This window comes from Streptomyces sp. NPDC051582 (assembly GCF_040681715.1).
In the GTDB taxonomy this organism is placed as follows: domain Bacteria; phylum Actinomycetota; class Actinomycetes; order Streptomycetales; family Streptomycetaceae; genus Streptomyces.
This window is the reverse complement of sequence record NZ_JBFAZJ010000031.1, coordinates 24,862-44,653: the sequence shown is the minus strand read 5'-3', so window position 1 is coordinate 44,653 and position 19,792 is coordinate 24,862. Positions and strand designations below refer to the sequence as shown.

The following is a 19,792-nucleotide window of genomic DNA, read 5'->3' as shown; positions in this document are numbered from 1 at the left end:
CGGGGAGGCTGCGGAACGGGCCTATGAGGTCTCGCAGTCCCTGAGCCCGGCTATCGCGAACGCGCGCTCGGCCGGATACGCGCCGGCGCAGGGGAAGGCGAGTACCGTCCGGAACTGCTGGCCCGCCTCACGGACCCGGCCCGCCGCCGAGTAGGCGCGGCCGAGTCTGCCGCGGATCTCCATCTCCATCCGGGTCTGGTGGGGTTCGTTCAGCGGGGACAGCGACTGGAGCCGGGCCAGGGCCTCTTGATGAAGTGCCAGGGCCGCCTCCAGATTCCCTTCGCCGAGCTCCGCCGTGCCCAGCATGCTCAGCGTGATCGCGGTCAGCGGGATGTCGCCCGCCTGCTCGACCAGCTGCGCCGCCCGGGTCAGCAACTCCTTGGCCTCGGCGAACCGGCCGAGGCCGAGGTGGACCTCGGCGGCGCAGCTCAGGGTCCTGCTGATCATCGTGGGCCGTCCGTTCGCCTCGGCGCGGACTGCGGCCTCGTCCAGACACCGCAGCGCGTCCCCGGTCCGCCCCAGCGCACGGTAGGCCGTGCCCAGCACGCAGAGCGCCATCGCCACCAGCCACTCGTCCTCCAGCCGCCGGGCGAGGTCTACCGCCGCGGTGACGGGGGCGACGGCCAGGTCGGGCCGTCCCACGTTCAGTTCGGCGGTCCCGATCCCGGCCAGCGCGCGGGCTTCCTCGCGCCGGTCCGCGTGCTGCCGGCTCAGGCGCAGCGCCTCGGCGAACGTCGCACGCGCGCGGGCGGGTTCGCCCTGGTAGATGCCGATGGCGCCCATGCAGTTCCGCAGCGCGGGCACCATCCGCCGGTCGCCTGCGCGGTCCGCCTGGGGGAGCGCGATCTCCAGGGCCGTACGGCCTTCGTGGTAGCGGCCCCGGCGCACGAAGTGGTCGGTCAGCGCCTCGGCGATCCAGCAGGCGAGGTCGGCTTCTCCGAGGCCCGCGGCATGGCCGACGACGTCGGCGAGTTCCGCGTCGGCGGCGTTCAGCCAGCCACTCGCGTCGGACCAGTGCGCGAACGCGCCCGTTGCGGCCGGCCCGGTGGGGAAGCCGCCGGAGCCCCAGTCGCTGGAGCTGCGGCCGGCGTCCACGTAGAGGCGGAGCACGGCCGTACGCGCCGCGCCCGCTTCGGCCGGGGAGACCTGGGCGAGCCGCCGGGCGTGGGCCCGCACCAGGTCGTGCAGCCGGTAGCGGCCCGGATGCGGCTGCTGCACCAGACTCGTATCGACCAGGCCCTCCAGGATCTGCTCGGCCTCGCGCGCCGGCCTGCCCAGCATGGCCGCCGGGGTCAGGGCGTCGAACTCGCTGGTCGGCGTCAGTCCCAGGACACGGAAGCCCTGCTGCTGGGCAGGGGTGAGCTGCTCGTACGACAGGCGGAAGGCCGCCTCCACGCTGCGGTCCCCGGCGCGCAGCTCACCCAGCCGCCGGTCGTCGTCCGCCATCCGGTCCACCAGATGGGCGAAGGTCCAGACGGGACGGGTCTGCAACCGGGTCCCGGCGATGCGCAGGGCCAGCGGCAGCCCTCCGCACAGCCGGGCCAGTTCGCGCGTCGCCGCCTGCTCCCGCGCCGTGCGCTCCTCCCCGACGAGATGACCGAGCAGGGTCTGCGCGTGGCCCGTCTCCAGCGGCTCCAGGGTGATGCGCCGGTCGGCGTCGAGTCCGGTCAGCCGTCGGCGGCTGGCGACGATCACCATGCTGCCCGGCCCCGCCGGGATCAGTGGCCGGATCTGCGCGCTCGCCAGGGCGTCGTCCAGTACGAGGAGCAGCCGCAGCGAGCCGGTCGCCGAACGCCAGGCGGCGGTGAGTTCGTCCAGATCGGCCGGTACCTCGCTGTCGGCCGTGCCGATCGTGCGCAGGAGCCGCCGCAGAACGCGCTGGGGCGAGAGCCGCTGCCGCCCCGGGCTGTGGGCGCGCAGGTCGACGAAGAGGCAGCCGTCCGGATAGTGGTGGCGCGATTCCTGGGCCGCGCGGACGACGAGGGCGCTCTTGCCGACCCCGGCGATGCCGTCCACGGCCGCGACCCCCACCGAGTCGGAGGGGAACGCGGCGGCCAGCAGGGCCCGTTCGCGCTCACGCCCGATGAGGACCCCGGTGACGCCGGGCAGTTGGTTGACCGGTGTGCGGGGGCGGGCCGGGCCGGGGAGGGCGGTCGGGCCGGCGGCCGGCAGGGCGGCGGGCAGGGTGGCGGGGCGGGCCGCCGCCGGTCCGAGGAGGAGTTCGTCATCGCGGCGCAGTACCGCTTCGTACACGCGGCCCAGTGCCTCGCCCGGGCTGACCCCGAGCTCTTCGCGCAGCCGCTCGCGCATGCCCTGATAGGCGTTCAGCGCCTCGGCCTGGCGCTGGTTGGCGTACAGGGCGCGCATGTGCAGGGCCAGGAGCGACTCGTCGTACGGCTCGGCGGCGGACAGCGCGGCGAGCCCCTCCAGGGCTTCGGCGGCCCGGCCCAGCAGCAGGAGGCATTCGAGCCGCTCCGACTGGAGCGTCCTTCGCCGCTGGGCCAGGCGCCGCCGCTCGGCCTGCGCGAACGGCCCCGGCAGCCCGGCCAGGGGCTCTCCCCGGAAGAGCGCGAGGGCGTCGGTGAGCCGTGCCATCGCGGTGACCAGGTCACCGGATTCCCTCACCCGGCGCGCCTCCCCGACCCTCTCGGTCAACTCGGCCGCGTCGACGCTGATCCCGTCCGCGGCCATGCCGTACCGGCCCTGGCTGCTGCGGATCGCCGATTCCTCGTACCCGGTGCCCTCCGGGTCGAGGGCCTTGCGCAGCGCATAGACGTAACTCGGCAGGACCCGGTGACCGGAGCCCGGCAGAGCCGAGCCCCACACCGCGTCGAGGAGGTCATCGTGGCTGACCGTGCTGCCCGGCCGCAGTGCCATCGCGGCCAGCACGGCCTGGCGCCGGACGGGTCCCAAAGCGAGCGGAGTCGTACCCCGCCAGGCCCGTACCGGCCCGAGCAGCTCGATCCTGAGCCGCTGCGGAGTTTCCCCGTCCACTCGAATCCCCTCGGCCACATCATCGAAATTTCATCAGCATTGCAATGCCCTCGGCCACCGTTGGCAAGGCACGAGGTGCACGAGTGGCAGCGCAATGGCTTGAAATCGGGGGGAGCCATGAAGGGTCCGGGTCCTGCGCGCCGCCCCGCGGCGCCGGGCTGGGGCGGCAGCCGGGACGTGACCAGGTATTTGTGCGCGGCCGCGTACCTGGAGCGCGCGTACGCGCGCTCCCTCGTCAAGGACGTGGCGGCCGAACCGCACCTGGGAGTGGCCGCGGCCCCGGCGTGCGATGTCCCGGTGGTGCTCAGGCACGCGTACTTCGCGAACGCGCGCAGGCACGGCCGGGACATCCTGCTGGCCTTCCTGCTGCTGTTCCTGCTCGTCTTCCAGCTGTGGGTGGGAATGCCGGGCCTCGCCCTGCTGATGTTCCTCCTCGCCTGGGTGACGGTCTTCTCGTTCGAGCTCTCCACCAAGTACGGCGCCCCCATGCAGGGCCTGCGCCCGGACCGCTTCGACCCGGTGGCCGCCCCCGAGCCGATCAGCCTGGGCGTCGCCGTGCGCCTGCGCGAGATCGGCGAGTACGCCGAGGGGAACGTGACCACCTACAGCGGCTATTCGCCGTTCGCCGGGTACGGGTCCGAACGCGATTCGTGGTCACTGGCCTTCGACGCCACCTCGCCGAGCCGGCCGGGTGTCGAACCGCAGGACTTCGACGTGGTGGACCTCTACTCCCACGTCGCCGCGCGACTGGCCACGCTGGGCCTGCCCTGCCTCGAAATCGAAGAGCGCGTCTTCGTGGACGGCGCGGCCGTCCGCGAGGACCGGCGCTTCCTCCCCGATCCACTGGGCCGGCCCGTCACCGCGATCACGTCCGGGACCATGGACGCGCTGAAGCGGTCGCCGGAGGAGAAGGTCCGGCCGTACCTCGGGGTGCACTCCACCGGCTGGGGCGGTGAGTTGGTGACGTCCCTCTTCGTCCGCTTCGTACGCTCGGATTCGAGTCTCGTCGTGGAGGCGGTCCCGACGGTGCTGTTCCCGCTGCGCGGCAGCTACCGGGTCGTCGACGTGCTGATGCCGAGCCCGCCCCCGCTCGAAGTGCTGGGGCTGGCGGTGGGCACCCTGCTCCCCACCGTGTTCGAGCTGGTGGCCTCGCCCTGGCGTGCGGTCGCGGGGTTCGCCCCCGATTTCTGGATGTACTTCCGGATCCGGGCGCAGGACAAGCTGATCACTCGGCTGCGCCGCTTCGATTACGGGGCCCGGCAGGCGGTGCGCCGCAACGCCGCCGACGACAGCCACCAGCGCTACTTCCAGGAAGCGGACAGCGGCATGGTCCTCAAGGCGATCGAGAAGAGGGTGCTGGGCGCGCTCGTCGAATTCGCGGAGGCCCACGGGATCCATACCGACGAGCTGGTGCAACGGCAGGAAATGATCATCAACCACGGGATCATCGCGAGTCACGGAGCGAGTGTCCACGCCAGCTCCGTCGCCTCCGGCGAGAACTCCAGCGTCTCGTCGAAGATCCTCAGGGCAATTCCGCGCGTGAAGATGGACTGACCAGGGTGAGGGGCGAGGAAAGACATGCGGAACAACGACGGGATCATCGCCACGGGGGGTTCGCAGGTCGTCTCTTCCGCCGTGGCGAGCGGCAGGGACGCGCGGGCCGCCGTGCACACCGGCGGGTCGACGGAGGTCGGCGACGGACGGCAGCGCTCACCCCAGGAGATCCGGGAGCTGGTGTCCCGGCTGATCGACGAACTCGGCCGCTCCGACCACCCCGACCGCGCCGACCTGATCGAGATCGCGGAGGACGCGCGTGAGGAACTCGCGTCCGAAAACCGGCGCATGGGCAAGCTGAGGATGATCGCGCGCACGCTCCTGAGCGCGGTGGCGGGATTCACGGCACTGGTGTCCCTGGCGCAGCCGATCGAAGAGGCGGTCCGAGGTCTGTGAGGGCGGCGGGATTCCGGAGGGGATGACCATGCCATCGTCGCTGCCCGGCGGCCACGGCCACGGCCACGGCCACGGCTACGTGCGGGTGGGATCCACCGTGCTCCCGCGGTGGCTTCCGTGGCTGCTGGCGGCTCTGGTGGTGGTGGGCGGGGTCGGTACGGGCGTGCTCCTCGCCGTGGCCCCCGGCCCGCAGGAGCGGGCGGCGGACCGGGGCGTGAGCGGGCTGCCGTCGCCCGAGGACGCCGGCTCGGCCCCACCGCCGGCGGCGGCGCCGTCTCCCGACCCGCCGTCTCCCGACCCGCCGTCGAGCGGATCCCTTCCGTCCGCCGTGCCGTCCGCAACGGCCGTCCCGCCCGTGCAGGTTCCGGTCGACCCCGGTCCGGACCTCCCCGACGACCCGAGGGAGGTGGTGGAGGCGTACTACCGGGACCTCGCGGACCGCGACTTCGCCGCCGCCTGGGAACTCGGGGGCAAGTACATCGCCCACACCTCGTACGAGAAGTGGGTGGCGGGCTACGACACCACGGCCGCCATCTCGCTCGACTCGGCGGACACGGTGGACGCCGGCCGGGTCCGGGTCGTGATCCGGGCGCTCCAGACGGACGGCACGCGCAGGGCGTACGAGGGTACGTACACCGTGTCCGGCGGGGTGATCACCGCCGCGCGGGTCACCGGAGGGTGACCCCGGTCTAGCTGCGGTAGACGCGCAGCTCGGGGACCTCGTAGGACATCTCCGAGACCGACGGGTCGGGCGCCGGGTGGTAGCGGCCCGCGCACACGGAGAGGTTCACGATGAGGTACGCCCGCCAGCGCCGGCCCACCCCGCTGTGATCGGAGTAGGCGCGGGTCCCGTTGACCCACCAGACCACCGAGTTCGTGCCGAACCTGACCTTGAGGTCCACCCATGCGCCGGGGCGGATGGCGGGGTCGTGGAAGTAGTGCGATCCGCCGCCCCGGACGTGGTTGGAGAGCTCCAGAAGGTCCGGGTTGTCGGGGTGGTACTCGAAGACGTCGACCTCCTGGCCGCCGTCCCGCCAGGTCCAGATCGCGGGCCAGGCGCCGAGCGCCTCCGGCAGCCGGACCCGGGCCTCCAGCACGTCTTCCGCGCGCAGCAGGAAGCCCTCTTCGCTGCCCTCGGTGGTCAGCAGGCCGCTGTCCCAGTTCCCGTCGGGACGCAGGGTCGCGCGGAAGGTCCCGCTGCGGCTGTGGGCGGGGTCGTCGACGAGGTGGTCGAGCTTGTTGTCGCCCGGATTGACCGGGCCGCCGTCGGGAAAGGCAGAGGTCCGGCCGGCGACCCACCGGGAGGTCGAGCCGAAGTCGGCGGAGAAGACGAGGGTGCGGGGGCGCCGGAACGGGGCGAGGAGTTGCGAGATCACGCCGCAGCCATGCCCGCGACACGCCGTCCGCATTCCGGTGATCTTTGTCGAAATGCGGACGGGGCGGGGCGCTTCAGGGCACTTCAGGCGTCGGGGCGCCGCCCCGGCGCCCGGCGGCGCACGCGGATCAGGAGTCGGACTGCTGAAGGCGCTGGGTCTTCTCGGCCTTCTCGGCGTTCTTCTCCTTGATGCGGACCGCTTCCTTGCGGACCTCGGCCTGGGTGGCGCGCTCCTTCTGGAGCCACTCCGGGTCCTCCTGCTTGAGCGCGTCGATCTGCTCCGTGGTGAGGGCCTCGGTGACCCCGCCGCGGGCGAGGCCGGCGATGGAGACGCCCAGCTTGGAGGCGACCACGGGGCGGGGGTGCGGGCCGTTGCGTCGCAGTTCCTGCAGCCACTGGGGCGGCTCGGCCTGCAGCGCGTTCAGCTCGCTGCGGGTCACGACACCCTCCTGGAACTCAGCGGGGGTGGCTTCGAGGTACACACCCAGCTTCTTCGCCGCGGTGGCGGGCTTCATGGTCTGGGTGGTCTTGTGCGACGTCATGGGTCAAGGGTATCGAGCGTGTGCGCTACTTCTGACCACGCCCGGTAATCTGGGCGGGTGACAGGCTCGGAAGCAACTCCCTCGGCATCTCCCACGGCAGCTCCCTCGTTCCGGCTCGCGTACGTTCCCGGAGTGACCCCCGGCAAGTGGGTGCGGATCTGGAAGGAGCGCCTGCCCGACGTCTCGCTGACCCTCCTCCAGATGCCGGCCGCCGAAGCCCCCGGCGCACTGCGGGGCGACGAGGCCGACGCCGCCTTCGTGCGGCTGCCGATCGACCGTACGGGCCTGGCCGCGATCCCGCTCTACACCGAGACCACCGTCGTCGTGGTGCCGAAGGACCACCTGGTGGCGGCCGCGGAGGAGGTCTCCACCGAGGACCTCGCCGACGAGATCGTGCTGCACCCGCTGGACGACACCCTGGACTGGGAGAGCATGCCCGGGAAGCCCGCGTTCGAACGCCCCGCCACGACGGCGGACGCGATCGAGCTGGTGGCGGCCGGGATCGGCGTACTCGTCGTACCGCAGTCCCTGGCCCGCCTGCACCACCGCAAGGACCTCACCTACCGGACGCTGACCGACGCCCCGCAGTCCCGGGTCGCCCTGTCGTTCCTCGAACACGACGGTGAACCCACCGATCTGGTCGAGGAGTTCATCGGGATCGTGCGCGGCCGGACCGTCAACAGCACGCGCGGCCGCGGCGCCCCGACCCCGCCCCAGCCGAAGCAGCGCAAGCGCCCCGATGCGGCGGGCGCAGGGCGCAAGCCCGCGGCCGGGAAGTCGGGCGGCAAGAACCCGCGCGGCGGCTCCGGCGGAGCCAAGGGCGGCAAGAACACCAAGGGCGGCAAGCCCCGCCGCGGGCGCTGAGCGTCTTGACGCACGCCCTTCAGTCACCGATCCGGACCAGGGCGAGCGTGATGTTGTCGGGGCCCCCGGCCTCGATGGCGGCCTTCCACAGCTCGAACGCCGCCTTGCCGTCGTCGTGCACCCGCAGCAGCTCGTCGAGCTCCTCGGGCGGCACCGGGTCGGTCAGGCCGTCCGAGCACACCAGGTAGCGGGCTCCGGCGGGCAGCGGCTGCGTCGAGACGTGCGGGGTGATCCCGCTGTGCCGGCGGGCGCCCCCCAGCGCCTGGGTGAGCACGGAGGTGGTCCGCTGCCCCGGCTCCAGCGGCGGATTGTCGTCCACGCTGACCTGCCGGAGCTCCTGCGCCGTGGCGTCGAGCACACGGCTGTCGCCGACGTTGAACGAGATCAGCGAATCCTCCAGGACCACGGCGCCGGCCACGGTCGTGCCCATCGTGGCCAGCTCCGGATCGCTGTCACCGGCCGCGTACACGGCGCGGTTGCACAGGGCGAGCGCCTCGCGGACGGCCCCCTCGCCGTCCAGGGAGGGCCCGAGCACGGCCAGCTGCCGCACGACCAGCGCACTGGCCACCTCGCCGGCCGGCTGACCGCCGATCCCGTCGGCCACCGCCACGACGAGCGGCGCACCGAGGGGGAACACGAAGGTCTGCGGACTGCGGGTCACGCCGGCGCACAGGGTCCACGGCCCGACGACGAGGCTGTCCTCGTTGTGGTCGCGTACCAGCCCGGCATGGCTCAGGGCACTCACGGCTACGTACGGCATCGCACCACCATGGTCCGCCCGCCCACGCGCGGCCGCCTCATCCGGGCCCCCCGCCCCCGCCCAGCGCCTGCCGCTCCATGAGCCGGGTGACGTCCTTCGCGGTGACGATCCCCACCAGCCGGTCCGCGTCCACCACCAGGAGCGGCAGCCCGACACCCGGCCGCAGCGCGTCCAGGGCCTCGCCCAGCAGATCCCCGGGGACCGCCACCGCGCACCGCTCCAGCGGGGTCGCCACCTCCCGCACGCGCAGCGCGTCCCGCTGCGCCCCCGGGATCCGGGCCAGCCCGCGTACGTGCACCACCCCGCTCGGGCGGCCGTCGAAATCGAGCAGCGGCAGGGCGGAATGCCGCGATTCCACGGCCACCTCCTCGATGAACCGCCGCACGCTCAGCCAGTCGGCGGCGGCCGCCACCGGGCTCGACATGGCATCGGCCACGCGCACCCCCCGCAGCCCGGTCTGCAGGACGGCCCGCCGGCGCTCCGCGCCCGCGACGAACGTGATGAAGAGGCCGATGACGACGAGCCACAGCCCGCCCGAGGACCCGCGCAGGAAGGAGACCCAGCCCAGCGCCGCCAGCAGCACGCCCATGACCTGCCCGCTGCGCGAAGCCGCCCGGTCCGCCCGGTCCCGGTCGCCCGTACGCCACCACAGCAGCGCCTGGAGCACCCGCCCGCCGTCGAGCGGCGAGGCCGGCAGCAGGTTGAACACGCCGAGGAACAGGTTCGCCCAGCCGAGCCAGACCAGGACGGCGGCCGGCACCGCCCAGCCGAGCAGGGCGTGCAGCCCGATCCCCGCGCCGACCGCGGCGCCGCCGATGACGAGGCTCGTCAGCGGCCCGCTCACCGCCACCGCGAAGGCCGCCCCCGCGGTCTGTGGCCGGCCCATCCTGGTCAACCCGCCCAGGGCCCACAAGGTGACGTCCTCCACGGAGATCTTGCTCCGGCGGGCCGTGGCGGCGTGCGCCGTCTCGTGCAGGAGCAGGCTGCCCATCAGCAGCAGGGCCCCCACGACACTGGCGAGGGCGTACACGGCGTTCGAGCGCCCCGGAGTCCACACGGGGAGGGTCTGGCGGCCGAGCCCGTACGCGAACAGCACCACGAGCAGCGGCACGCTCCAGTGCATGCGCAGCGGTACTCCGACGACACGTCCGATGGGGACCGAGCCGTTCATCTTCGTCTCCTGCCGGCTCGGCAGTGTGGGTCCACCCCCATTGTCGCTCCGTGACGCCGGACCCGTACCGGAGCGACAGGGGCCGCGGCTCAGCCCTCCGTGGCGGCCGGAGCGGCCGGAGCGGCCAGGGCCTGGTCGAGCTCCCACGCGTGCCGCTTGAACTCGCGCAGGAAGTCGCCGTGGTCCTCCCACTGGCGGGCGATGCCGCGCAGCACGTCCCAGTGGTGCTCCACCGACTGGTCGATGACCCGGCGCAGCGCCGGCTCCGCCGTCTCCCGCTTCTCGACGAGCCCCTTGACCGCCGAGGCCTCCAGCACGGCGTTGCGCAGCGCGCGCAGCGCCCGGGAGGTGTCGTCCATCGCGAAACCGCGCTCGCTGCCCGTGGACTCGTCGAACAGCGGGGTCAGCCGCGCCTCGATGAATGCGGTGATCCGCTCGAAGTGCTGCACGTCCATCGGGGCTCCATCTCGTCTGCTTCGGGGCGCGGCGGCTCCTTCGCCGGCGCGGATGAAGAATATCCGCTGAAGATCGGCGGGGAACGGGCGGCGGCCCCTCCACCAGGTGGCGGCTGCGGGTGTCCACTTCCGGGTGACACGTCCGTAGGCCTCACCGGCCCGGGGGGCGCCCGTGGTCGACGATCTCCAGCGGCCGTATCCGCCGCGGCCGCAGGTCGCCGGGGGCCGGACGCTTGGGAGATCACGTGCACATCCTGCTCGCCGCCAGCGCGTTCAACAGTCTCACCCAGCGCGTGCACGCGGAGCTGAGGGACCGCGGGCACAGCGTGGCGGTCGAGCTCGCCCTGCCCGCCGTCTCCCTCGCCGAAGCCGTCGAGCGCCACCGGCCGGACCTGGTGATCGCGCCGATGCTGAGGACACCCATCCCCCGGGAGGTCTGGTCCGCCCACACCTGCCTGATCGTCCACCCGGGGCCCGTCGGCGACCGCGGTCCCTCCTCGCTCGACTGGGCCGTCACCGAGGACGCGACCCGCTGGGGCGTGACCGTCCTCCAGGCCTGCGAGGAGATGGACGCGGGCGACGTCTGGGCCAGTGCGGACTGCCCGCTGCCGCCCGTGGGCAAGAGCGACGCGTACCGCGGCGAGATCGCCGACGCCGCCCTGTCCGCCGTCCTGACGGCCGTCGACCGCTTCGCGTCCGGCACGTACGTCCCCGAGCGCCAGGGTTCCGGCCGCGCCCGGCCGTACCTGCGCCAGGAGCTGCGCCGCATCGACTGGGCGAGGGACTCCACGCAGAGCGTCGTGCGGGCGCTGCGCGCCGCCGACTCCCGTCCCGGCGTACTCGACGAGCTGCTCGGCGGCCAGTGGTTCCTGCACGGCGGGCACCCCGAGGACCGGCTGCGCGGCCGGCCCGGCGAGCTGATCGCCACCCGCGCGGGCGCGCTCTGCCGGGCCACCGTCGACGGAGCCGTGTGGATCCCCGAGCTCCGCGCCCGGCGCATGCCCGGCGAACCCGGCGAGCCGGCCCCCGTCAAACTCCCCGCCACCCTCGCGCTCGGCGACCGGCTGCCGCCGCTCCCCGAGGTCCCCGCGCCGCCGTACGCCGGCAGCGGCGCGGACGGCCCGCGCACCTGGTCCGACATCACCTACCGGGAACGGGGCGGGGCCGGGTTCCTCACGTTCTCCTTCCCGGGCGGCGCGATGAGCACCACACAGTGCCGGCGCCTGCTCGCGGCCTACCGGGAGGCCTGCACCCGGCCCGTCTCCGTGCTCGTCCTCGGCGGCGGCCGCGACTTCTTCTCCAACGGCATCCACCTCGGCGTCATCGAGGCGGCCGCCGACCCGGCCGAGGAGTCCTGGGCCAACATCAACGCCATGGACGACCTGGTCGAGGCCGTCCTGACCACCACCGACCGGTTCGTCGTGGCCGCCCTCGGCGGCAACGCGGCCGCCGGCGGGGCCATGCTCGCCCTCGCCGCCGACGAGGTCTGGTGCCGCAGCGGCGTGGTCCTCAACCCGCACTACCGGCTGATGGGCCTGCACGGATCCGAGTACTGGACCTACACGCTGCCCCGCCGGACCGGAACCGGCGTCGCGGAGCGCCTCACCTGCGACGCCCTGCCCATCAGCGCCGAATCCGCCCGCCGGCTCGGGCTGGTCGACCGTACGATCGACTGCGCCCCGCAGGAGTTCGCGGACGAGACGTCCCGGCTCGCCGTCCGCGTGGCGGACTCGCCCGCCATCCTGTCCCGGATCGCCGGCAAGAAGGCCCGCCGCGACGCCGACGAGAGCGTCCGGCCGCTCGCCGCCTACCGGGAGGCCGAGCTGGCCCGGATGCGGGAGACCTTCTTCGACCCGCAGGCCCCGTACCACGCCCTGCGCCGGGCCTTCGTACGCAAGGAAACGGCCGACCGGACCCCGCCCCACCTGGAGCGGACCGTGCCCGGACGGCGCACCGCCCCGCTGCCCTCCCGGCGGCCCCAGGTCACTGGACCGGCCGTACAAGACAGGGCGCCGGGCCCCGCCGACTGCTAGCAAGAAGGGTGAGGCCGGCGCGGAGCACCTGCCCGTCCGCCGTCCCCGTTCCCGTCCCCATCCGCGTCCCCCGGCCCCACCCACCACCCCCCCCGCATCCCCTCCCAAGGAGCGATCCTCATGGATGCAGCAACGCCGAGCACGGCGGTAGAGGACCCCCCGATCCACATCCTCTGGATCAACGCCGGACTGAGCTGCGACGGCGACTCGGTGTCCCTGACGGCAGCGATGCAGCCCAGCATCGAAGAGATCGTCATGGGCGTCCTCCCGGGCCTGCCCAAGATCGCCGTGCACTGGCCGCTGATCGACTTCGAGTGCGGACCCGTCGGCGGCGCCGACACCTTCATCGAGTGGTTCTTCAAGGGGGAGCGCGGGGAGATCGACCCCTTCGTGCTCGTCGTCGAAGGCTCGATCCCGAACGAGAAGATCAAGCCCGAGGGCTACTGGTGCGGCTTCGGCGACGACCCGGAGACCGGCCAGCCCATCACCACCAGCGAGTGGATCGACCGCCTCGCGCCCAAGGCCCTCGCCGTGGTCGCGATCGGCACCTGCGCCACGTACGGCGGCATCCACGCGATGGAGGGCAACCCCACCGGTGCCATGGGCGTGCCCGACTACCTCGGCTGGGACTGGACCTCCAAGGCCGGCATCCCGATCGTGTGCGTCCCCGGCTGTCCGATCCAGCCCGACAACTTCTCCGAGACCCTCACCTACCTGCTCTACCAGGCGGCCGGCTCCGCGCCGATGATCCCGCTGGACGACAAGCTGCGCCCCACCTGGCTGTTCGGCGCCACCGTGCACGAGGGCTGCGACCGGGCCGGCTACTACGAGCAGGGCGAGTTCGCGCAGACCTACGACTCGCCCAAGTGCCTGGTCAAACTCGGCTGCTGGGGTCCGGTCGTCAAGTGCAACGTGCCCAAGCGCGGCTGGATGAACGGCATCGGCGGCTGCCCGAACGTCGGCGGCATCTGCATCGCCTGCACCATGCCGGGATTCCCCGACAAGTTCATGCCGTTCATGGACGAGCCCCCCGGCGCGAAGGTCTCCGCCACCGCCAGCGGGGTCTACGGAACGCTGATCCGCAAGCTCAGGTCGATCACGGAGCACACCGTGGACCAAGAGCCCAAGTGGCGCCATCCCGGACGGCAGTTGACCACCGGCTACCGCAAGCCCTGGTGAATCCCGCCGCGTCCCCGGCCCCGGCCGCCGCCTCGTCCACCCCTGCGGCTCCACGTACCTCCAGCTCCGGTCTCCAAGAAGGGTCACGGCAGACAAGATGACACCGAAGACGAAGGCGGCCGGTGACGGCAGCGGCCTGGTGGAGATGGCCTGGGATCCGATCACCCGGATCGTGGGCAGTCTCGGCATCCACACGAAGATCGACTTCAAGCAGAAGAAGGTCGCGGAGTGCTACAGCACCTCGTCCGTCTTCCGCGGCTACAGCGTGTTCATGCGCGGCAAGGACCCGCGCGACGCGCACTTCATCACCAGCCGCATCTGCGGGATCTGCGGCGACAACCACGCCACCTGCTCCGTCTACGCCCAGAACATGGCGTACGGGGTGAAGCCGCCCCACCTCGCCGAGTGGATCATCAACCTGGGCGAGTCCGCGGAGTACATGTTCGACCACAACATCTTCCAGGAGAACCTGGTCGGGGTCGACTACTGCGAGAAGATGGTCCGCGAGACCAACCCGGGCGTCCTCGAACTCGCCGAGCGCACCGAGGCACCGCACGCCGGTGACCACGGCTACCGCACCATCGCCGACATCATGCGCTCGCTCAACCCCATCGAGGGCGAGTTCTACCGCGAGGCCCTCCAGGTCAGCCGGTACACGCGCGAGATGTTCTGCCTGATGGAGGGCCGCCACGTGCACCCCTCCACGCTCTACCCGGGCGGTGTCGGCACCATCGCCTCCGTCCAGCTCTTCACGGACTACATGAGCCGCCTCATGCGGTACTGCGAGTTCATGAAGAAGGTGGTCCCGCTCCACGACGACCTCTTCGACTTCTTCTACGAGGCGCTGCCCGGGTACGAGGAGGTCGGCCGCCGGCGCGTCCTGCTGGGCTGCTGGGGCGCGCTCAACGACCCCGAGTACTGCGACTTCACGTACGCCAACATGACCGACTGGGGACGGAAGATGTTCGTCACCCCGGGCGTGGTGGTGGACGGCAAGCTGGTCACCAACGACCTCACCGAGATCAACCTCGGCATCCGCATCCTGCTCGGCAGCTCGTACTACGACGACTGGCAGGGCCAGGAGAAGTTCGTCACCCACGACCCGCTCGGCAACCCGGTCGACGCCCGCCACCCGTGGAACCAGCACACCATCCCGGCCCCGCAGAAGCGGAACTTCGACGACAAGTACAGCTGGGTGATGTCCCCGCGCTGGTTCGACGGCAAGGACCACCTCGCCCTCGACACCGGTGGCGGCCCCATCGCCCGCCTGTGGTCCACCGCCCTGTCCGGGCTCGTGCACACCGACTACGTCCAGGCCACCGGCCACAGCGTGGTCATCACCCTGCCCCGCACCATGACCAAGCCCGAGACCCGCTTCGAGTGGAAGATCCCGAAGTGGAGCAACGCGCTGGAGCGCAACCGCGCCCGCACGTACTTCCAGGCGTACGCGGCCGCCATCGCGCTGCACTGCGCCGAGAAGGGCCTGGCCGAGGTCCGCGCCGGACGCACCCAGACCTGGGAGAAGTTCGAGGTCCCGGACGAGTCCATCGGAGTCGGCTTCACCGAGGCCGTCCGCGGCGTGCTCTCGCACCACATGGTGATCCGCGACGGCAAGATCGCCAACTACCACCCCTACCCGCCGACCCCGTGGAACGCCAGCACCCGCGACACCTTCGGCACCCCCGGACCGTACGAGGACGCCGTCCAGAACACCCCGATCTTCGAGGAGAACTCCCCGGAGAACTTCAAGGGCATCGACATCATGCGCGCCGTGCGCAGCTTCGACCCCTGCCTGCCCTGCGGCGTCCACATGTACGTCGGCAGCGGCAAGACGGTCAAGCAGATGCACGTGCCCACCGGCCTGAGCGGACTGGGCGGATGAGCGTGACGGTGACCGATGCCCGGGAGGCGGGCCGGCGGGTGGACGAGGTACTCGACCGGCTGGCCGCCTCCGGCGACCGCGAGGCCTGTGCCACGGCCGAGGAACTCGTGCGCGTACTCATGGACTTCTACGGGGCCGGGCTCGCCCGGATCGTGGAGAAGCTCGGCGCGGAGCGCCTGGGCGGGCTGCTCGACGACGAGCTCGTCGCGAGCCTGCTCGCCCTGCACGACCTGCACCCCGAGGACGTCCACGCCCGGATCGCCCGAGCCCTGGACTCCGTACGGGACCCCGTGGAACTCGTCGGCTTCGACGCGGCCACCGGCGTGCTGCGCCTGCGCTCCGCGCCGGGCGGCGGCTGCGGCTGCGGTTCCGGCGGGGACGCCGTACCGCAGGGCGTCGAGGACGCCCTGGCCTGCTTCGCGCCCGAGGTGACCTCGGTGGAACTCGAAGCGGCCGAACCGCCCCTGCCCCTGCTCCAGATCGGCACCCGCCCGCAGGCCCCGGCGCGGGCCCGGTGAACGCGGCGCACCCCTGGGCGACGGCGGAGCCGGGCACCGACGCGGCCGGGGCCCCCGGCTCCGCCGGGCTGCGCGGCCCGCGCGGCCTGCGCCGGTTCACCGGGCCCCGGCCGCCCCGGCCCGAGCGCTGCGAACTGTGCGCGGTGGCGGTCCCCGAGGACGGCCACCGCCACCTGGTGGAGGTCGAGAAGCGGGCGCTGGTCTGCGCCTGCACCGCGTGCGCCCTGCTCTTCGACCGGCCCGGCGCCGCCACCGGGCGCTTCCGCGCCGTCCCCGACCGCTACCTCACCGACCCGGACCACCGGCTCGGCGAGGGCGCCTGGGAGCAGCTGCAGATCCCGGTCGGCGTCGCCTTCTTCTTCCGCAACGCCGCCCTCGACCGGCTGGTCGCGCTCTATCCGAGCCCGGCCGGAGCCACCGAGAGCGAACTGGATCCGGCCACCTGGCAGGACGTGCTCGGCGGCGGAGCGCTCGCCGCCCTGCTCGAACCCGATGTGGAGGCACTGCTGCTGCGCCGGACCGGGGGCCGCACCGAGTGCTACCTCGTGCCCATCGACATCTGCTACCAGCTGGTGGGGCGGATGCGGCTGCTGTGGCAGGGCTTCGACGGCGGGGCCGAGGCCCGGGCGGCGCTCGACGCCTTCTTCGCGCAGGTGGAGCGCCGGGCCAAGGTCCCGGCCGGGGCGGGGGAGGGGCGGCCGTGACCGACTTCTCCTTCGCCTGCACCGGGGTCCGCGCCGACCCGTACGCGGCCGGCCCCACCCTCGTGTTCCGGCTGCGCATCACCACGGCCCCGGACAAGCGCGTCCACGCCCTCGCGCTGCGCTGCCAGATCCGCATCGAGCCGGCCCGGCGCGGGTACGGCACGGGCGAAGCCGCCGCGCTCCACGACCTGTTCGGCGAACGGGCCCGCTGGGGGAACACCCTCCAGCCGCTCCAGTTCGCCCAGGTCTCACTGATGGTCCCCAGTTTCACCGGGGAGACCGAGACCGACGTGGTCGTGCCGTGCTCGTACGACATGGACATCGCCTCCGGCCGCTACCTCAGCGCCCTGGAGGAGGGTGCGGCTCCGCTGCTGATGCTGTTCTCGGGCACCGCCTTCACCGGGGCGGGTGGCTTCCAGGTCGAGCCGGTCCCGTGGGACCGCGAAGCCCCCTTCCGGATGCCCGCCGAGGTGTGGCGGGAGATGATCGAGCAGCACTTCCCCGGCTGCGGCTGGCTGCGGCTGCCCCGCGACACCATGGCGGAGCTGCTCGCCTACCGCTCCCGCCACGCGCTCGCCTCCTGGGAGGCGACCGTACGGGCCCTGCTGGACGCGGCGTCGACGGCCGAGCCGTCGCCCCCCGACCCCGCCTGGGCGGGCGCCGTACTGCCGCGGGCCGCCGAGAGGAGCGCGCCGTGACCACGACGGCCCTGCCCGAATCCCGCTTCGCCGTCGCCCGGCAGGTGGCCGACGCCGTCCTCTTCGAGGGCTACGTCCTCTACCCGTACCGGGCCTCGGCGGCCAAGAACCGGCTGCGCTGGCAGTTCGGCGTCCTGGTCCCGCCCGCGTGGGGCCCCGCGCAGGGCGAGCACACCTTCCAGCGCACCGAGGTGGTCATGGAACCCCGCGGCGCGGCCACTCTCGCCGTCGAGCTGCGCTTCCTGCACGCGCAGCGCCGGACCGTCGAAGAGGCCCGCCCGGACGGCTCGTTCGCCGCCGTTCCCGAACTGCACCTGCCCGACCGGGTGCTGGTCCCCTGGGACGAAGGGACCGAAGAGCGCGTCGAGATGACCGTCCCCGTCGCCGAGCTGGAGGAGGGCGAGGTCGCCCTGCCCTTCGTCCGGCCGGCCCGCGAGGAGACCGAAGCGGTCCTCGGCGCCGACGGCCGGGAGGTGGGCCGCCTGGTGCGGCGCACCGAGCGGGCCGACGGGGTGCTGCGGCTGCGCGCGGAGCAACTCGACGTCCCCTACCGGGCATTCAAGCTCACGGCGATGGTCGAGAACACGAGCGACTGGACCCCGGGCGCCGACCTCGCCGGGGGAGCGGACCGCGATGCGGCCCTGCCCCGCTCACTGGTCGCGGCCCACCTCCTGCTCGGCCTGAGCGCCGGATCCTTCCTCTCGATGACCGACCCGCCCGAGTGGGCCAAGGCCTCCGTCGCCACCTGTGCCAACCGGCACACCTGGCCCGTCCTGGCGGGAGAGCCGGGCAGCAGCGACGTCGTCCTGTCCTCGCCGATCATCCTGGAGGACCACCCCGGCATCGCCCCCGAGAGCATCGGGGCCATGTACGACGCCACCGAGATCGACGAGATCCTCGCCCTGCGCACGGCGGCCCTGACCGATCAGGAGAAGCGCGAGGCCCGCGGCACCGACCCGCGCGCGGCCGCCGTCATCGACCTGGCCGAGAGCATGCCGCCCGAGGTGCTGGAACGCCTGCACGGCGCGGTCCGGGCGCTGCGCGAGATCACCGACCCCAGTGCCCCCGCGCCCACCCCCGAGTCGTTCGCCGAACTCTTCGACGAGGACCCCGTCTTCAGACCGGAGACCCCCTGGTGGGACCCCGCACACGCGGATCCCGCCGGTCCGGCCCGCGACCGGATCCTGATCGACGGGACCTCGGTGGGCCCCGGCAGCCGCGTGATCCTGCGCCCGGGCCTGCGGCGCACCGACGCCCAGGACCTGTTCCTGCAGGGAGCGGCCGCACAGGTCGAGGCCGTGCTCCACGACGTCGACGGCGGAGTGCACCTCGCCGTCACCGTCGAAGGGGACCCGGGCGCCGACATCCGCCGCGAACAGGGCCGCTTCCTCTACTTCCAGCCCGACGAGGTCGCGCCCCTGGAGGACAAGTGAGCGGCCGCGTCCTGGTCGCCGGCATCGGCAACGTCTTCCTGGGCGACGACGGCTTCGGCGTCGAGACCGTCCGCAGGCTGGCCGAGCCCGGGCACGAGATGCCCGAGCACGTCGAGGTGGTGGACATCGGCGTGCGCGGGGTCCACCTCGCCTACCAGCTCCTCGACGGCTACGACACGCTCGTCCTGGTGGACGCCACCGCCCGTGGCGGCCCTCCCGGCACCCTGTACCTGATCGAGCCCGCCGAGCCCGGCTCCCTCGCCCCGCAGGGCCCCGCACTCGACGGGCACCAGATGTCCCCCGACGCGGTGCTCGCCCTGCTGGACACCCTGTGCGCCGGTACCGGCACCTCGCCGCCCCGGCAGATCCGGGTCGTCGGCTGCGAACCCGACTGCCTGGAGGAGGGCATCGGCCTGAGCGCCCCGGTGGCCGCGGCGGTCCCGGAGGCCGTACGGATGGTCCTGGACCTGGTCCGCCGCCCGGACGGGGAACCGCTCGACCAAGAGCGCAACGCCACCGCCAACTGAGGAGAACCCATGAAGAAGGCCATCATCGGCGGCGCGGCCGCCGCCGTCCTCGCCTGCGCGCTGAGCGTGGTGCTGCCCGACCTCCAGCGCTATCTGCGGATCCGCCGCATGTGACCCGTGCCCCGCGAGCCCCGTACCCCGCGATCCGTGACCCGCGGCCCCGCGGCCCGGCGATCCCCGACGTGCGGCCGCCCCGGCGCCCGAATGGCGTACGGGGCGTCGGCGCGTCGGCGTGCCCGACCGTCCCCCGCGGCGGCGCCCGGTCTAATGAGGCCCGGCAGGACGGAGTCCCATGCACGAGATGTCGATCGCCATGGCCGTGGTGGGCCAGGTGGAGGAAGCCGCCGGGGCCGGTGGCGCGAGCGCCGTCACCTCGGTCCGGCTCCAAGTCGGAGAACTGGCCGGGGTGGTGCCCGACGCCCTCGCCTTCTGCTTCGAACTGGCCTGCGCGGGAACGGTCCTGGAGGGCGCCGAGCTCGTGACGGAGTCCGTCGAAGCCCGCGCGCACTGCCGCACCTGTGCGGGCGACTGGGCGGTCGGCATGCCGCCCCGGCTGGTCTGCCCCGGCTGCGGACGGGCGACGGACGTCGAACTCCTCACCGGGCGCGAGCTGCAGATCCTCAGCGTGCACTGGGAGGACGGCTCCGGCTCCGACCGCGTCCGCACCCCCGCCCCCACTCGCGAACCGATCCCCGAGGAGCGCTGAA

Annotated in this window: 19 protein-coding genes; 13 read left to right on the top strand and 6 right to left on the bottom strand. The window is 73.0% G+C overall.

The genetic code is table 11. The features are described from left to right. Nucleotides 1-21: 21 nt before the first annotated feature. A complete protein-coding gene (locus AB0M92_RS31430; RefSeq protein ID WP_366105714.1) occupies nucleotides 22-2,994 on the bottom strand; it encodes a BTAD domain-containing putative transcriptional regulator in 2,973 nt (990 codons plus the stop codon). A gap of 177 nt (nucleotides 2,995-3,171) precedes the next feature. Between AB0M92_RS31430 and AB0M92_RS31425 the strand changes: the two genes are divergently transcribed. Genes AB0M92_RS31425 through AB0M92_RS31415 form a run of 3 tightly spaced genes read left to right on the top strand, consistent with a single transcriptional unit; the run spans nucleotide 3,172 to nucleotide 5,626 of the window. Next, nucleotides 3,172-4,548, top strand: a complete 1,377-nt coding sequence (locus AB0M92_RS31425; protein ID WP_366105713.1) for a zinc ribbon domain-containing protein — start codon at nucleotides 3,172-3,174, stop codon at nucleotides 4,546-4,548. 24 nt (nucleotides 4,549-4,572) lie between these two features. Then, the gene (locus AB0M92_RS31420) at nucleotides 4,573-4,944 is read left to right on the top strand and encodes a hypothetical protein (RefSeq protein WP_366105712.1); all 372 of its coding nucleotides are present in this window, start codon (nucleotides 4,573-4,575) and stop codon (nucleotides 4,942-4,944) included. A gap of 22 nt (nucleotides 4,945-4,966) precedes the next feature. Beyond that, nucleotides 4,967-5,626, top strand: coding sequence for a hypothetical protein (locus tag AB0M92_RS31415; RefSeq protein ID WP_366105711.1), 660 nt, complete (start codon nucleotides 4,967-4,969; stop codon nucleotides 5,624-5,626). Between the two features lie 7 nt (nucleotides 5,627-5,633). Here AB0M92_RS31415 and AB0M92_RS31410 read toward each other — a convergent pair whose 3' ends face one another. Beyond that, a complete protein-coding gene (locus AB0M92_RS31410) occupies nucleotides 5,634-6,320 on the bottom strand; it encodes a beta-glucanase (RefSeq protein WP_366105710.1) in 687 nt (228 codons plus the stop codon). A gap of 127 nt (nucleotides 6,321-6,447) precedes the next feature. Next, nucleotides 6,448-6,861, bottom strand: coding sequence for a DUF5997 family protein (locus AB0M92_RS31405; protein ID WP_366105709.1), 414 nt, complete (start codon nucleotides 6,859-6,861; stop codon nucleotides 6,448-6,450). A 57-nt stretch (nucleotides 6,862-6,918) separates the two neighbouring features. Between AB0M92_RS31405 and AB0M92_RS31400 the strand changes: the two genes are divergently transcribed. Continuing rightward, entirely contained in the window at nucleotides 6,919-7,725 is an 807-nt protein-coding gene (locus tag AB0M92_RS31400; protein ID WP_366105708.1) for a LysR family substrate-binding domain-containing protein, read from the top strand. A gap of 19 nt (nucleotides 7,726-7,744) precedes the next feature. Here AB0M92_RS31400 and AB0M92_RS31395 read toward each other — a convergent pair whose 3' ends face one another. The 3 genes from AB0M92_RS31395 to AB0M92_RS31385 all read right to left on the bottom strand — a co-directional run bounded on the left by AB0M92_RS31395 (nucleotide 7,745) and on the right by AB0M92_RS31385 (nucleotide 10,111). After that, a complete protein-coding gene (locus AB0M92_RS31395) occupies nucleotides 7,745-8,485 on the bottom strand; it encodes a PP2C family serine/threonine-protein phosphatase (RefSeq protein ID WP_366105707.1) in 741 nt (246 codons plus the stop codon). Nucleotides 8,486-8,522: 37 nt separating this feature from the next. Beyond that, entirely contained in the window at nucleotides 8,523-9,656 is a 1,134-nt protein-coding gene (locus tag AB0M92_RS31390) for a site-2 protease family protein (protein ID WP_366105706.1), read from the bottom strand. 89 nt (nucleotides 9,657-9,745) lie between these two features. Next, on the bottom strand, nucleotides 9,746-10,111 hold the full coding sequence (locus AB0M92_RS31385) for a hypothetical protein (protein WP_366105705.1): 366 nt from the start codon (nucleotides 10,109-10,111) through the stop codon (nucleotides 9,746-9,748). Between the two features lie 245 nt (nucleotides 10,112-10,356). Between AB0M92_RS31385 and AB0M92_RS31380 the strand changes: the two genes are divergently transcribed. The 9 genes from AB0M92_RS31380 to AB0M92_RS31340 all read left to right on the top strand — a co-directional run bounded on the left by AB0M92_RS31380 (nucleotide 10,357) and on the right by AB0M92_RS31340 (nucleotide 19,791). Beyond that, entirely contained in the window at nucleotides 10,357-12,144 is a 1,788-nt protein-coding gene (locus AB0M92_RS31380; RefSeq protein WP_366105703.1) for a hydrogenase maturation protein, read from the top strand. 120 nt (nucleotides 12,145-12,264) lie between these two features. Further along, nucleotides 12,265-13,323 carry a hydrogenase expression protein HypE gene (locus AB0M92_RS31375; protein WP_053693570.1) on the top strand — a complete coding sequence of 353 codons (1,059 nt, stop codon included), beginning with the start codon at nucleotides 12,265-12,267 and terminating at the stop codon, nucleotides 13,321-13,323. 97 nt (nucleotides 13,324-13,420) lie between these two features. Continuing rightward, nucleotides 13,421-15,205 carry a nickel-dependent hydrogenase large subunit gene (locus tag AB0M92_RS31370; protein WP_099894562.1) on the top strand — a complete coding sequence of 595 codons (1,785 nt, stop codon included), beginning with the start codon at nucleotides 13,421-13,423 and terminating at the stop codon, nucleotides 15,203-15,205. Then, on the top strand, nucleotides 15,202-15,723 hold the full coding sequence (locus tag AB0M92_RS31365) for a hypothetical protein (protein ID WP_366105702.1): 522 nt from the start codon (nucleotides 15,202-15,204) through the stop codon (nucleotides 15,721-15,723). The genes AB0M92_RS31370 and AB0M92_RS31365 overlap by 4 nt, the downstream gene beginning before the upstream one ends. A gap of 68 nt (nucleotides 15,724-15,791) precedes the next feature. Next, complete coding sequence (locus AB0M92_RS31360) at nucleotides 15,792-16,427, top strand: DUF5947 family protein (RefSeq protein ID WP_366105758.1); 636 nt, start codon at nucleotides 15,792-15,794, stop codon at nucleotides 16,425-16,427. After that, a complete protein-coding gene (locus AB0M92_RS31355; RefSeq protein WP_366105701.1) occupies nucleotides 16,424-17,125 on the top strand; it encodes a DUF6084 family protein in 702 nt (233 codons plus the stop codon). The genes AB0M92_RS31360 and AB0M92_RS31355 overlap by 4 nt, the downstream gene beginning before the upstream one ends. Continuing rightward, nucleotides 17,122-18,558 carry a hypothetical protein gene (locus AB0M92_RS31350; RefSeq protein WP_366105700.1) on the top strand — a complete coding sequence of 479 codons (1,437 nt, stop codon included), beginning with the start codon at nucleotides 17,122-17,124 and terminating at the stop codon, nucleotides 18,556-18,558. The genes AB0M92_RS31355 and AB0M92_RS31350 overlap by 4 nt, the downstream gene beginning before the upstream one ends. After that, complete coding sequence (locus AB0M92_RS31345; protein WP_366105699.1) at nucleotides 18,555-19,085, top strand: hydrogenase maturation protease; 531 nt, start codon at nucleotides 18,555-18,557, stop codon at nucleotides 19,083-19,085. The genes AB0M92_RS31350 and AB0M92_RS31345 overlap by 4 nt, the downstream gene beginning before the upstream one ends. Nucleotides 19,086-19,377: 292 nt before the next feature. Continuing rightward, complete coding sequence (locus AB0M92_RS31340) at nucleotides 19,378-19,791, top strand: hydrogenase maturation nickel metallochaperone HypA (RefSeq protein ID WP_366105698.1); 414 nt, start codon at nucleotides 19,378-19,380, stop codon at nucleotides 19,789-19,791. The last annotated feature ends 1 nt before the right edge of the window (nucleotide 19,792 follow it).